This is a genomic window from Dokdonella sp. (assembly GCF_036518555.1).
GTDB lineage: Bacteria > Pseudomonadota > Gammaproteobacteria > Xanthomonadales > Rhodanobacteraceae > Dokdonella_A.
This window is the reverse complement of sequence record NZ_DATDMY010000169.1, coordinates 1-13,257: the sequence shown is the minus strand read 5'-3', so window position 1 is coordinate 13,257 and position 13,257 is coordinate 1. Positions and strand designations below refer to the sequence as shown.

10 protein-coding genes and 2 tRNA genes are annotated in these 13,257 nt (G+C 66.7%); all 12 read right to left on the bottom strand.

From position 1 onward, the window contains the following. The coding region (locus VI238_RS09915; RefSeq protein ID WP_414650051.1) for an exodeoxyribonuclease V subunit gamma at window positions 1-351 on the bottom strand (351 nt) is incomplete at its 3' end. A gap of 154 nt (window positions 352-505) precedes the next feature. Continuing rightward, window positions 506-580: transfer RNA gene (locus VI238_RS09910), tRNA-Val, on the bottom strand. Window positions 581-666: 86 nt separating this feature from the next. Further along, window positions 667-742 (bottom strand) — tRNA-Thr (locus VI238_RS09905). 93 nt (window positions 743-835) lie between these two features. Next, window positions 836-1,252: a type IV pilin protein gene (locus VI238_RS09900; RefSeq protein WP_331650884.1), complete on the bottom strand. Its 417-nt coding sequence runs from the start codon at window positions 1,250-1,252 to the stop codon at window positions 836-838. Between the two features lie 65 nt (window positions 1,253-1,317). Beyond that, a complete protein-coding gene (locus VI238_RS09895; RefSeq protein ID WP_331650882.1) occupies window positions 1,318-5,433 on the bottom strand; it encodes a pilus assembly protein in 4,116 nt (1,371 codons plus the stop codon). 24 nt (window positions 5,434-5,457) lie between these two features. Then, a complete protein-coding gene (locus tag VI238_RS09890; RefSeq protein WP_331650881.1) occupies window positions 5,458-6,090 on the bottom strand; it encodes a pilus assembly PilX family protein in 633 nt (210 codons plus the stop codon). A gap of 66 nt (window positions 6,091-6,156) precedes the next feature. Next, window positions 6,157-7,473 carry a PilW family protein gene (locus VI238_RS09885; protein WP_331650879.1) on the bottom strand — a complete coding sequence of 439 codons (1,317 nt, stop codon included), beginning with the start codon at window positions 7,471-7,473 and terminating at the stop codon, window positions 6,157-6,159. A 29-nt stretch (window positions 7,474-7,502) separates the two neighbouring features. Further along, window positions 7,503-8,012, bottom strand: coding sequence for a type IV pilus modification protein PilV (gene pilV / locus VI238_RS09880; RefSeq protein WP_331650878.1), 510 nt, complete (start codon window positions 8,010-8,012; stop codon window positions 7,503-7,505). Window positions 8,013-8,024: 12 nt separating this feature from the next. Next, the gene (locus VI238_RS09875) at window positions 8,025-8,615 is read right to left on the bottom strand and encodes a GspH/FimT family pseudopilin (protein ID WP_331650876.1); all 591 of its coding nucleotides are present in this window, start codon (window positions 8,613-8,615) and stop codon (window positions 8,025-8,027) included. Between the two features lie 173 nt (window positions 8,616-8,788). Next, complete coding sequence (gene ispH / locus VI238_RS09870; RefSeq protein ID WP_331650874.1) at window positions 8,789-9,736, bottom strand: 4-hydroxy-3-methylbut-2-enyl diphosphate reductase; 948 nt, start codon at window positions 9,734-9,736, stop codon at window positions 8,789-8,791. 7 nt (window positions 9,737-9,743) lie between these two features. Continuing rightward, complete coding sequence (gene lspA / locus VI238_RS09865; RefSeq protein WP_331650873.1) at window positions 9,744-10,244, bottom strand: signal peptidase II; 501 nt, start codon at window positions 10,242-10,244, stop codon at window positions 9,744-9,746. Continuing rightward, complete coding sequence (ileS, locus tag VI238_RS09860; protein ID WP_331650871.1) at window positions 10,244-13,123, bottom strand: isoleucine--tRNA ligase; 2,880 nt, start codon at window positions 13,121-13,123, stop codon at window positions 10,244-10,246. The genes lspA and ileS overlap by 1 nt, the downstream gene beginning before the upstream one ends. Window positions 13,124-13,257 lie beyond the last annotated feature (134 nt).

The following is a 13,257-nucleotide window of genomic DNA, read 5'->3' as shown; positions in this document are numbered from 1 at the left end:
GACGGACCGCGGCAGCTGCTCGAGTCCATCGAGGATCAGCCAGCGCAGGGCGTCCTGCCGCCAGACGCCGTCGTGCGCGAGCTCATCACCGTCGAGGTCCTTCATGCGGCGCAGCAGCCACTGCCAGGGCAGCAGCATTTCGAGGTTCGCGGCGATCGGGTGGCCGCCACCCTCGGACGGACGGCGCCCGAGGAAGCCGAACAGCCACCGCTGCATGCCGGGATGGGCGACGACGACGCGCTGCGGCTCGAGCGGATTGGCCGGGCGCTCCGCATCGAGGCGCTCGGCCAACGCCTGCGCCAGCCGCTCGACCCGGCTCGCGCGATGGACGATCAGTCCATGATGGCTCAAGCGCATGTCCTCCCGCCGGCGCGTCCAAAGTCGTCGTTGTAGCCGCGAGCCGTCTCGCCGCGCAAGACGCACGCGATCGGCAGGCACCATGAAACGGAAAAACCGCCCGAAGGCGGTTTCGTTCGTGTCGCTCGCGCGACCGGACACGCAGGATTGGTGGGCGGTGCAGGGATCGAACCTGCGACCCTTGCCGTGTGAAGGCAATGCTCTACCGCTGAGCTAACCGCCCGTCTCGACCCTTCACCCTGGCGCCGGTTCAGGCCGCGGATCGCAGCCGGCGCGGCCCGACGCCGAGCGTCGCGGGGCAGGACGATATGGTGCCGGAGAAGGGAATCGAACCCCCGACCTACGCATTACGAATGCGCCGCTCTACCAACTGAGCTACTCCGGCGAGGGGCGCGGAGTATAGACATTCAGCGAGCCGGCGACAACCTTCCGCGACGTCGTCACGTGGTCCGAGTCCTGGCCTGAGCCCTGCCCGGCATCACCAGCACGCGCCGTTCGACGGCGGCTTGTCGCCCGTCCAGTCCTTGAAACCCGTATTGTTGATCGTCAGCGTGCCGCAGGCATCGCTGGCCTGCGAGCCGCCCGGCACGAGGAGCAGCGTGAACGTCTGATCGCCATTGCCGAGTTGCACCTGCGCGGTGTAGAGCCCGCGCTCGGATACGTCCGACATCTGCAGGCTGTCGTTCCCGCTGAACTGGTCGGTATACCGGTTCAGGTTGGTGTACCGACGTTCCTCCGCGGCGGCGATCCGCATCGCAAGATCCTTCGCGTCTGCGCGGTTGGCCCGCTGGACGTACCTGCGATAGTTCGGATACGCGACCGCGGCGAGGATCGCGATGATGACGACCACGATCATCATCTCGAGCAGCGTGAAACCCCTGGAAGTGCGATTCATGACTTGTTTTCCGTCGAAGAAGCCCTCCGCGGCTTCGTTCCCGCGGAGGGCGGCCATGGCATGCCTCAATGAAGGTCGATGAGTTCCTTCCAGGCAGCCCGGTGCCAGGGTGCCGGCGAGATCGCCTTGTTGATCGCATCCGTCACGTCGACCGAGGCACCCGGAATGATCAGCCCGCCACCGGGCTTCTCGACCGGATCGCCGATTGGCCTGTCGCTGCCTGTGACTTGGCCCGTCACGCCGACACCGGCGCGGTAGCCCGGCGAACCGGGGAACGCGGCGGCGCCGTTTGCGCCGTTGATGGCCATCACGGCGAAACGCCGGCCCGGGTCGCACGGGTCGTCACCCTTCGGGATCATCGTGTACAACACCGCGAGATTCGCACTGTAGTACGGAATCGCCCGGCGATCCGCGCGCTCGCCTTTCTCGGGCGTGCCCGCGAAGTTGAGCGGCAGGCGCCAACCGTTGGCGGGGCCGATCGAAACGTCGATCGGATTGTTTTGCGCATCCAGGCCGCCCACGAGCATCTCGGGCGCACCGACCGGAACCGAGCTCGGTGGCTGCTCGCCCGTGATCGAGCGCATGCCCGAAGGCGACTGCGTCAGCACCTGCGTGACGAGGGTATTGGGTGCGATCGCGGCCGAGTACGTCGGATAGTCGCGGATTCCGTAGAACGCCTGGCCCGGGATTCCACTCGTACGATCGTCGCGCCCAAGGTATTTGCCGGTACCGAAGACGACGATCGGGCGCATCGTGACCGGATCGCGCAGCGCGGTCGGGTTGTACACGATCGGCTGGTCACCGACCGCAGCCGCGCCGCCCGCCGCATAGGTGCTGAACATCAGGTCGACCTTCCAGCTGGTCGGATTCGCGTCGCTGATGTCGAAGCGCCACAGGTTGCCGGCGAGGTCGCCCGCATACACGAAATCGGCGATCTGATCGTTGCCGACATCGAACACGGTCGGCGTCGAGAGGCCGTAGGTCTTGAATCCGGACGGGCGCGTCTGCGGCGCGATATCGGTGCGGATCTCGCGAATCAGCGCGCCCGTGGCCAGGTCGATGACGAGCAGCGAAGTGTGCTTCGCAGCAGGTTCGTTCGCGTCGTTGGCGATCGCAGCATCCGACGAGCGCGACGGGAAGTAACCGCTCGAAACGACTGCGACCCATTTGTTGCCGGCGTGGATGCGCGCGACATTCGCCGAATCGTAGGAATAGCCGAGCGACGGGCAGGTCGTGGCACCGGGCGCGCATACCGGATCGTTCGACGGCACGCTGGCCGGATCGCGCGTCGGGCCGCTGTTGAACTCCCACATCACCGCATTCGCAACGGTGGACTCGCTGAACGCGTCGCTCGGCACGTCGGTGACATCGAGCGCATAGATACCGCGCCCACCGAGCCGCAGCGAGCCGATGAGAATCGTATGCCAGGAGCCGTTGAGGAACACGTCCGCTTCGCGTGGCGCGGAATCCACGCCGGGCGTGAGGCCCGCAGTGTCGGCGGTCGAACGGGCGAGGCGCCGGTTCTGGATCAACGTGGACGGCACGAACGCCCAGCTTTCGTCACCGCTCTCCGCATCGAACGCGTGCAACATGCCGTCGTTCGAACCGACGTAGACCATCGGCCTGCGCGAGCGGTGGCTTTCCTGGAACTTGGCGTACCCCTGGTCCGGATCTGCGGCGAAGGCGATCTGCTCGGGCGAACCGATTGGGAACGTATCGTAGAAGCCGCCGCGCGGTGACGACACGTACAGCGGGGCGGCGTTGACGACCGCGCCAAATACCGAGCTGCGCGTGCGGAAATGAGGCGTCGGAGTCGCCTCGTTCTTGCGGTATCCGCGCACGTAGTCGATACGATTGGTCCCGTAGGCATCGCATGCGGCCGCGTTCGTCGTCGCCTTGCACAGCGTTGCGTCGGTCGGCTTCTGATTCAACGCATCGACGTACTCGGTGCCGAGCGCCGAGGTGTTCCAGCGAAACGGAATTCCGACCGTCCCGGACACCGTGCGCTTGGAGGTGAAGATGCGTCGGCTGTCGGGGCTGCGCGCGGTCGACGGATAGCCCGGAGGCGAGGTCCAGGGGCCACCGCTCGGCTGCGTGCAACGCGCCGTCGTCGGCTCGAACGTACCGCCCGTGAGCGTGCATCCGGCATCCCAGTCGGGGTTCACGAGATTCTGCGTGTTCGGATCGGCGTCGCCGTGGATGAGCGAACCGGACCAGTCCGAACTGTCGTAACCGGCGGCGTAGGCGCTGTTGCCGGCGGTTGCGAGCGGCAGCGAAATCGACGTCGGTGTCGACGACGCACCGCGCGCGAGAACGTTGTTGATGATCGCCTCGAGATGGGTCACGAGGTCGCCGGGATTGCTCGCGCTGAAATAGGAACCGCGCGAATTGACCGCCGCATGCCAGGTATCGTCGATCGCCGGCGGCGAGTTGTTCGACGGGCGTGGCCAACCGGTGATTCCGGCTGAATTGGGCAGCCCCTTGCGCAGCTTGCACATGTCGCTGTTCGGGTTGGCGCAATCGACGTCTTCGGAGAAGTTCAGATTGCCGGCGATGCCGAGGGTGACCATGAACTGCACGACGTGCTGCCACGTTGCCGGGTCATTGGCCGGGTTGAAATACACCTCCGGATTCGCGAGCGGATCCGGCCCGACTGGCGTTGAACCGGTGATGCCGGTCGTCTTGTCCGGAATGAACGGCTTCACCTTGTCGTCGAGGTTCGTGCGCAGGTCCTGCGCCCAATAATTGAACGCGATGTTCGCGAGTGAGGACTGGTACTTGGTCCCATCGACGTCCCAGTAGACGCGCGAGGCCGCGTCACTGTTCGAGAACGTCTTTCCGTCCGGCAGCGTGCGCGACGTTTCCGAGTCGTAATACGGGCTCGGCACGGCGGGGTCGCCTTCGTTCCAGTAACCGTCGGTGACGAGCATGTGGAAGTTCTGCCGGCAGGACAGCTCGCGCCCGGTCGCACCCGTGCTCGCGTCGGCGAGCTGCCAGTACGGATCGAGCAGGTTGCCGGTGTTGCCGCGCTTGAAGAAGTCGCCCGCGCGGATCGTCGAGGCACGGTCGGGCGTGGTGCCACTGGCGCCGGTTTCGAATACCCAGTTGAAGAACGCGCTGCGATAGCAGTCGGGCTGCGCGCCGGTCGCGAACGCGCTCGCCGGGTTGGTGCCGCTGCACGCGACGCCGGCCTTGTCGAGCAGCTTCGTGATGATCGCCGTCCCCGGAAGTTTGTACGTGCCGTCGTTGATGTTTTGCCAGGCGACGCGCACGTTGCCGCCGAACTTCGCGAACGTGCGCGACAGTGCCGTGCGAGTCATCAGATTGCGCGTGCGGTAGTACGCGTACCAGTTGGCGAAGTTCTGCCACTGGTTGACGGACACGCCCTCGATCGTAACGGTCGTGTTATCGAGCCGGACCGCCTCCCAGTTGGCGGCGTTGTAGATGATGTTGAGCCCCGTCCCCGACGTGCCCGCCGGCCCGGTCGGATCGCCGAATGCATCGAGAGGAATCGTCGGTGCGGAGGCCTTCAGGCGATAGTAGTAAGGACCGCCGTTGTTGACGTTCTCGCCGCCGACGAACGAACCCGGATAGGAACCGAAGCCGCACGTCCAGCGCTTGTCGGTCGACCCGGACTTGATGCCTACGACGTTGGTTCGCCGACTGTCGTCGCCGCTCGCGTCGCCGTCGGGGTTGTCGTAGTCGCCGGCCGCGCCCGGAGTGATCGCGTTGCGCGGGCGATTCACCGCGATGCCGTCGGCCCAGACCGAGGCGAGCGTCGCGTCCGCGTTGGGAAACGACGTGCCGTCCGCCTTCACCGGCGGCGTATACAGCACATTCGGGTTGTAATAGACGCCGTTCATCGCGTGCGCACGGATGTCGCCTGCGGGCGCACGCGGATCGATGACGCCCGCACATCCCCAAGGGGCGCCCCAGCCACTGTTGTCGAACGGACGGCCGTCACCCATGTAGTGGCTCGCCATCGAGCCGGAATCATCGAATGTCACGACGATGTTCGGTTCGACGGACGCCGTGAGTTCCGGCGGTGTCGCGAGCAGGTCGATCGTACCCGGCGCGATGACGGCCTGTGCGAGCGCGTTGCCGGAAAGGCCGGCTGCGGCCCAGATGCCCGCGGTCGCGAAGGCGAGCGCAGCGGATCGGAGAGAACGGGGCGAATACATAGCAATTTCCTCTGCCTGACGGCTTCAAGGAGTCCCGGACAGGTTGGCGCCGGCGTTGCCGAGATTGAGACCGGGTGAATACACGCTTTCCGCGACGCGGATGACGGCACCGCTGCCGCCCTGGCTTCGCGCGGTGAGTCGATACAGCCACGCGCTCTTCTGGTTCTCCGGGTCGATGATCCCGCGTTGCTGACCGAGCCCGGCGGGCACATCCGCGCCGAGGTCTTCGATGAGATACATCGGCTGCTCGTTGAGGACGGCCGTCTTGAGGTCGTCCTCGCTGAAACCCGTGAGCGTGCGCGCGTAGCTGTAGGCACTCGGAGGCATCGGGATCCAGCCCGTCGCCGTGCGGAACGTCTGCACGACATCATCGAGCTTGGCTCCGGCAAGCCCGCCGCCGAGATTGAGCTGGCGCGGCGGGAATGCGCAGACGCTGCCGCTGCCGCCTTCCGGGCATTGAGGCAGAGGGTTGCTGCCGCTGAAATTGGCCGTCGTGAAGAAGGCCTCGCCGCCGCGCAACGTAGTTTCCGCACCCATCAGCCCGAGCTGCCGGTTGCGCATGCCGCCGGTCATCTTCTCCTGCAGGATCGACGTACCCGTCGCGGTGAGGGCGAGCAGCGTGATGAGGATCAGGAACACCAGGGCGACGAACAGCACCGCGCCCGCTTGGGTGCGCCGGCCAGATGCGGAAGGAATACTCGAATGGCGCTTCATGTCGCGGACTCAGAAGTTGTGATTGCGGGTGGCGGCGAACGCGACGAACTCGCGACGCAACATGCTGCCGGCCTTCAGCGTCGACGGCAGCGGACCGGTGTCCGTCGTCGTGTGCTCGACGTTGTTGAAGACGTACCTGTGCCCCGACGTTTCGAGGTTGAACACCTCGTCGACGGTATTGATAAGGAGGTGCGCTTCGATCGACCGCACGGAGCGCCACAGGCAACCCGGCTCGGTCGGCATCCCCTCAGGCGGCGGAACACAGGGGATCACGCCCGCTTCGATCTCCTGTGCGGTCAGGAAACTCGTCTTGCCGTTCGAATTCTGCACGCCGTAGACGAACGAAAGCTGGTCGACGCCCTGGACGAGTTCGTTGTTGACGCCGTTCTCGCGGCGGACGAGCACGGGTATCACGCGCTGCGCCGCGGTCGGGCTGTTGGGTCGCGCGTCCGGATTGGGATCGGCATCCAAGCGCACGAAGTACGTGACGGTGACGAAATCCTTGCTGAAGTTGAAAACACGCTGGTCACGATTGCCGGGGTTCACGCACTGCGTCGTGACACCGGGCAACGTCGTGCCGATCGTCAATGCCGACCCCGAATACGAAGCGACGGGAAGGACCGACGAATTGACGCCGTCGGTGATGAGGGCGAGATCGCCCGCGGCGAAATTGAACGGATCATTGCCAGGGACGGTGCTGGTCTGGATTGCAACCGTCGCCCCGCTCGAGCAGGCACCGATCGCCGCCGCAGGCCAGCCTGAGCCACGCTGGTAGCGGATCGTCAGCACGTCGCTCGCGGGCAGGCGCTGGCCGGGACTCGTCCCTTCGGGAGGCAGATCGCTCGGCAGACCCGATGGCGTGCACGCACCCGGGGTGGGACAGGAATAGCCTTGAATGAAATAGCGCGGGCTCAATGGGTAGCCCTTCGTCGCCGCTGCGGCGGTGGGAAAGCCGCCAGCGTCGACGCTGTTCATCTTCGACAGGGGCGCATTGCCGGCCCCGGGCGAAGGGTCCGGCCACTTCAGCTGGTCGACGAGGACCACGGGCGTGCGTCCGCGTACCACGGGCACGACCGTGTTCGGCATCGCCTGGCCGGAGTAGTTGTTCGCGAACTGGCCGCCGGCCATGCGAAGGTCGAGCTCCATCGTGCTGGCGGCGAATCGTCCGTTTTCCTGCAGCCGCGCCAGACCGTTCTGCAGCTTGTTCGTGCGGCTCGTCGTTCCGAAGAGGCTGACCACGCCAACACTCAGCACGAGGCCGAGCGCGACCGCGATCATCACTTCGATGAGGGTGAAACCCTTCGCACGGCCGTGCAAGACGCTCATCTGGATCACCGTTCGTTCGCTCCTGGTCTTCACGGCTGGAACACCCACGCAAACGTCTGCGGAGGCGGCAGGCCGGGGCTGTTCGACTGCTCGAGCGTGGCCTCGTTCCAGCTGATCGTGAACGTGCAGATGCCGTCGTACGTCGACGCGCCGCTGGTCGCCGGCGTGCCGAGGACGTTGCCCACGCAGTTGATGTTCGCGGTCGTGTTCGGCGGCAACAGACTCGTCAGCTGCTGGCTCCAGAGCGCGCGATCGCGCGCGACGATATCGTCGGGATCGCAGCTGGCGGAGCAATAGGAATTCGAGGCGGTGCTGGAGTCGTAGTCTCCGTTGTAGTCGTTGATCTTGCCCGTGTTCGCGCGCATGCGATCGGCCATCGACTGGGCCAGGAACGATGCCTGCGTCCTCAGGTATGCGCTGTTGTTGGTCTTGACGGAAACGACCATCAGCCCTGCCACGCCGAGCAGGCCGAGGCTGAAGACAAGCAATGCAATCAGCACTTCGAGCAGGGTGAAGCCGCGTGACGCTGTGCGCCGCATGGAGATCTCCGATTAGCCGCAGGTGCCGGCATGCGCCGCCGAGGTATCGCGTTGTGTCGTGACGATGCCCGAGTCCGCCACCGTGATCTGGCGGGACTGCGCAGGGTCGGGATTGGTGATCGGGCGGCACACGCTGAAGTTGAACCAATGCCCGGCGTTGACCATCGTTCCGGTGCTCGCGAACACGACCTCCGCATCGTTCAGTCCGCTTTCCGACTTCGCCAGGATCCTGTACGACTCCGGCAGCGGCCCATCGAAGCGCGCACACAGCGGGGTCTCGTTGTCGAAGTCCAAGTCGCCGGCGCAGTCGGCCTCGGTCGGGCCGACGGCCACCGGCGGATCGATGCTGCCCGCCGCCGTAGCCTTGCCCGCGACGATCTGCCAGCCGTTGTTCCAGTCGCCGCCGTTCGCGATGACGGCGACCTGGCGCCCCCGCTTCACGGCCTCGGCGCGCGCGGTGTTCAGGGCGCCCAGCAGCGTGTTGACGTTCTCGGTCACGGTCATCCGGATCATGAATTCGCGGTAATTCGGCAGGGCGATCCCTGCCAGGATCGCGACGATCGCGACCGTGATCATGAGCTCGAACATCGTGAAGCCGGCCATCGACCGGCGACCCGGCCGAACGCTTCCGAAGGTGGAGTCCGACATCTGCATTCCCCGGAAATACCCCTTGACACGGCTACCCTACGCAGCTCGCCCGGGCCGGACAAGCGCGCACGGTCGCAAGGTAGGAATTGCCGGACGAGCGGCGTCGCCTTCGGTTTTTCGCCGTCCGGTCAGGCAACTACGCGCAGGCGCAGTTCCTTCGGCAAGGCGAAGGTGACGTTCTCGGGTTCGCCGTCGAGTTCGCGCACGCCGCTCGCGCCGACCTCGCGCAGGGCGTTCACGACCTCGCGCACGAGGCTCTCGGGCGCCGACGCGCCCGCGGTCACGCCGATGCGCGTGCGACCTTCGAGCCATCCTGGCCGGATGTCGGCGGCGCCGTCGATGAGATAGGCGGGCACACCCTGTTTCTCGGCGAGTTCGCGCAGGCGGTTCGAGTTCGAGCTGTTCGGCGAACCGACGACGAGCACGAGGTCGCACTGCTGGCCGAGCTTGCGCACGGCGTCCTGCCGATTCTGCGTCGCGTAGCAGATGTCGTCGTGGCGCGGACCCTGGATCGCGGGGAAACGCCGCTGCAGCGCTTCGATCACCGCGCGCGTGTCGTCGATCGACAGCGTCGTCTGCGTCGCGAACGCGATGTGCTGCGGATTGCGCGGCTGCAGGCGGTCGACGCAGGCGGGCGTTTCGACCAGGTGGATGGCGCCTGCATTGCCCGCGTCCCACTGCCCCATCGTGCCTTCGACTTCGGGGTGGCCGGCGTGGCCGATGAGCACGACGTCGCGACCGGCCTTGCCGTGGCGCGCGACCTCCATGTGCACCTTGGTCACGAGCGGGCACGTGGCATCGAACACGCGCAGGCCGCGCTCGGCGGCTTCGCCCCGCACCGCCTGCGAAACCCCGTGCGCGCTGAAGATCACGGTCGACCCGTCGGGCACCTCGTGCAACTCGTCGACGAACGCGGCACCCTTCGCGCGCAGACGGTCGACGACGAAGCGGTTGTGCACGACCTCGTGGCGCACGTAGATCGGCGCACCGAACGTCTCGAGCGCGCGTTCGACGATCTCGATCGCACGATCGACACCGGCGCAGAATCCGCGGGGGTTGGCGAGCAGGACTTCCATGACGTGATTATCCGCCTTTGACGGCCGCTTTCCCACTCGCGAAAAGACCGAACACCACGAGCAGGACCGCGCCTACCGAGATCGCCGAGTCGGCGACATTGAACGCGGGGAAGGACCATTCGCGCCAGTACACCTGCACGAAATCGGTCACGTGGCCGAACCGCAGGCGGTCGATGAGGTTGCCGAGCGCGCCGCCGATGATCAGCGACAGCGGCAGTGCATTGCGCCAGTCGCTGCGCGGCAAACGCGAAAGCCACCCCGCGAGCAGCGCGCTCACGCCGATCGCGAGCACCGTGAACAGCCAGCGTTGCCAACCGTTCTCGCCGGCGAGGAAACTGAACGCCGCGCCCGGGTTGAACGCGAGCGTCCAGTTCAGCAGCCCGGGTATGACCGCGTGTGGTTCGTATGGGCGCAGCTCGACCAGTGCGACGTGCTTGGTCGATTGGTCGAGCGCGATGACGACGAGTGACAGCGCGAGCCAGGCGAGCGCATTCGGTCGCGATGCCATCAGAACCACCGGCGCGTTTCGCCGGCGCCGTCGACGTTCTCGATGCAGCGACCGCAGATCTCGGGATGTTCGGCATGGCTGCCGACGTCGTGGCGGTACTGCCAGCACCGGATGCATTTCCGCGCGTCGCTCGGTTTCGCCCCCACCCATGCCTGCGCGCCGTCGAGGTCGACGCCCTGCACGTCGGTGCGACCGTCGGGGTCCGGCAGCGCGGCGAGGTCGGCGAGCTCGAGGCTCGACGTGATGAAGAAGAAGCGCAATTCGTCGGCGACCTCGGCATAGCGCGCGCGGGTCGCGGCGTCGGCGTGCACGACGACCTCCGCCTGAAGCGACGCGCCGATCGTGCCCGCATTGCGCATGCCTTCGAGCAGGCGCGCGGCACCGCTGCGGATCGCGAGCAGGTCGGCCCACCAGCGGCGCTGTTCGGGCGATCCCTGCAGCGCGGCGAGACCGTCGTACCAGGTCTCGAACATCACCGATGCGTCGCGCCGGCCCGGAACCAGCGGCCAAATCTCCTCCGCGGTGAACGACAGGATCGGGGCGATCCAGCGCACGAGCGCCTCGACGATGCGGTACATCGCCGACTGCGCGCTGCGCCGGCCACGACTGTCGGTCGGCATCGTGTAGAGGCGATCCTTCGTGATGTCGAGGTAGAGCGCGCCCATCTCGTTGGTGCAGAAGTTCTGCACGCGGGCGACGACCTCGGGGAAATCGTGGCGCGCGTACGCGGCGACGACGCCCTGCTGCACGTCGTGGGCCTGCTGCACGGCCCACTGGTCGAGCAGCAGGCCGTCGGCCACGGGCAGCAGGTCGCGTGCGGGATCGAAGCCGTCGAGGTTTCCGAGCAGGAAGCGTGCCGTGTTGCGGATGCGCCGGTACGAATCGGCGACGCGCTTGAGGATCTCGTCGGAAACGGCGATCTCGTTGCGGTAGTCGGTCGAGGCCACCCACAGGCGCAGCACGTCGGCGCCGAGCGTGTCGACGACCTTCTGCGGGGCGACCACGTTGCCGAGCGACTTCGACATCTTGCGCCCCTGCGCATCGACCGTGAAGCCGTGCGTGAGCACCGCGTCGTACGGCGCATGGTCGAACATCGCCGCGGCGGTGAGCAGCGAGGAGTGGAACCAGCCGCGATGCTGGTCCGAGCCTTCGAGGTACATGACTTCGTCGCCCGGCCTGCGCGCGAGCTCCGGGCGCTGGTCGAGCACGCACCAGTGCGACGTGCCCGAGTCGAACCAGACGTCGAGGATATCGGTGACCTTGTCGTAGCCGCCTGCCTCGGCGCCGAGCAGTTCGGCCGGATCGAGCGCATACCAGGCGTCGACGCCGTCCTTCTCGACGCGCCGCGCGACCTCCTCCATGAGTTCCACGCTGCGCGGGTGCGGCTGCTGCGTCGCCTTGTCGACGAACAGCGCGATCGGCACGCCCCAGGTACGCTGCCGCGAGATGCACCAGTCGGGACGTCCGGCGATCATGCCCGCGATGCGCTCCTCGCCCCACGCGGGGAACCAGTCGACGTCGTCGCGGATCGCCTTCAGCGCGGTCGCGCGCAGGCCTTCCTTCTCCATGCTGATGAACCACTGCGGCGTCGTGCGGAACGCGACGGGCGACTTGTGCCGCCAGCAGTGCGGATAGCTGTGCGTGATCTTCGACGCCGCCAGCAGCACGCCGCGTTCGCGCAGCAGCTCGACGATCACGTCGTTCGCCTTCCAGATGAACTGGCCCTCGACGATCGGCGTGCCCGGCAGGTAGACGCCGTTGCCGCCGATCGGATTGAGTACGGCAGCGGGATACTTGTCCACGAGGCCATATTTGCGGCCGACCGCGAAGTCCTCGACGCCATGGCCGGGCGCGGTGTGCACCGCACCGGTGCCGTCCTCGGCCGAAACGTGTTCGCCGAGCAGCAGCGGGATGTCCCGGGCGTAGAAGGGATGGCCGAGCAGCAGGTTCTCGAGCGCCGCACCCTTCGCGCGCCCCAGCACGCGCACGTGCTCGACGCCGTAGCGCGCGAGCGCCACCGCGGCGAGCGCGTCGGCGACGACGAGGAGCACGCGGCGGCCGTCGCGCGCAGGGCCTTCGACGAGCGCGTATTCGAGGTCCGGCCCGAGCGTGACCGCGACGCTCGCGGGCAGCGTCCACGGCGTCGTCGTCCAGATCGGTACCGCGACGATGTCGCCGTCGGCGACCTTGGCGCCGAACTTCGCCGCGAGCGCGTGCGGATCGCACGCGTCGTAGGCGACGTCGATCGCGGGCGACACCTTGTCCGCGTACTCGATTTCCGCCTCGGCGAGCGCCGAGGCGCAGTCGAAGCACCAGTGCACGGGCTTGAAACCGCGCACGACGTGGCCGTTCGCGTGGATCTTCGCGAGGGCGCGGATGATGTCCGCCTCGTAGCGGTAGTCCATCGTGCGGTACGGGTGGTCCCAGTCGCCGAGCACGCCGAGGCGCTTGAAATCGGCGCGCTGCAGGTCGATCTGCTTCTCGGCGTACTCGCGGCACTTGTGCCGGAACGTCGTCGCATCGACCTTCTGGCCGACCTTGCCGATCTCCTTCTCGACCGCGACTTCGATCGGCAGTCCATGGCAGTCCCAGCCGGGCACGTACGGCGAACGCAGGCCGGCGAGCAGCTTCGACTTGACGACGATGTCCTTGAGGATCTTGTTGACCGCGTGGCCGATGTGGATCACGCCGTTCGCGTAGGGCGGGCCGTCGTGCAGGATGTAGGCGCGCTCGCGCGCCGCGGTGCGCCGCTGGATCTCGCCGTAGCGGTCCGCGCGCTCCCATTCGGCGAGCATCGCCGGCTCGCGCTTCGCCAGATCCGCCTTCATCGCGAAGTCGGTCTTCGGCAGGTTGATCGTGTCCTTGTAGTCCTTGCTCATGCGCCGCGCTCGGAATCGGGAATCGGGAATCGGGAATCGGGAATCGGGAATCGGGAATCGGGAATCGGGAATCGGGAATCGGGAATCGGGGCTACCTTCGACGTGGTGGTCGCGCTAGATGGTCCTCAGTCCTC

Bases quoted from the DNA above. Each gene is read 5' to 3' on its own strand.
- ileS (WP_331650871.1), bottom strand. From the start codon at position 13,123: ATGAGCAAGGACTACAAGGACACGATCAACCTGCCGAAGACCGACTTC.
- VI238_RS09895 (WP_331650882.1), bottom strand. From the start codon at position 5,433: ATGTATTCGCCCCGTTCTCTCCGATCCGCTGCGCTCGCCTTCGCGACC.
- VI238_RS09875 (WP_331650876.1), bottom strand. From the start codon at position 8,615: ATGGCCGGCTTCACGATGTTCGAGCTCATGATCACGGTCGCGATCGTC.
- VI238_RS09885 (WP_331650879.1), bottom strand. From the start codon at position 7,473: ATGAGCGTCTTGCACGGCCGTGCGAAGGGTTTCACCCTCATCGAAGTG.
- ispH (WP_331650874.1), bottom strand. From the start codon at position 9,736: ATGGAAGTCCTGCTCGCCAACCCCCGCGGATTCTGCGCCGGTGTCGAT.
- pilV (WP_331650878.1), bottom strand. From the start codon at position 8,012: ATGCGGCGCACAGCGTCACGCGGCTTCACCCTGCTCGAAGTGCTGATT.
- lspA (WP_331650873.1), bottom strand. From the start codon at position 10,244: ATGGCATCGCGACCGAATGCGCTCGCCTGGCTCGCGCTGTCACTCGTC.
- VI238_RS09900 (WP_331650884.1), bottom strand. From the start codon at position 1,252: ATGAATCGCACTTCCAGGGGTTTCACGCTGCTCGAGATGATGATCGTG.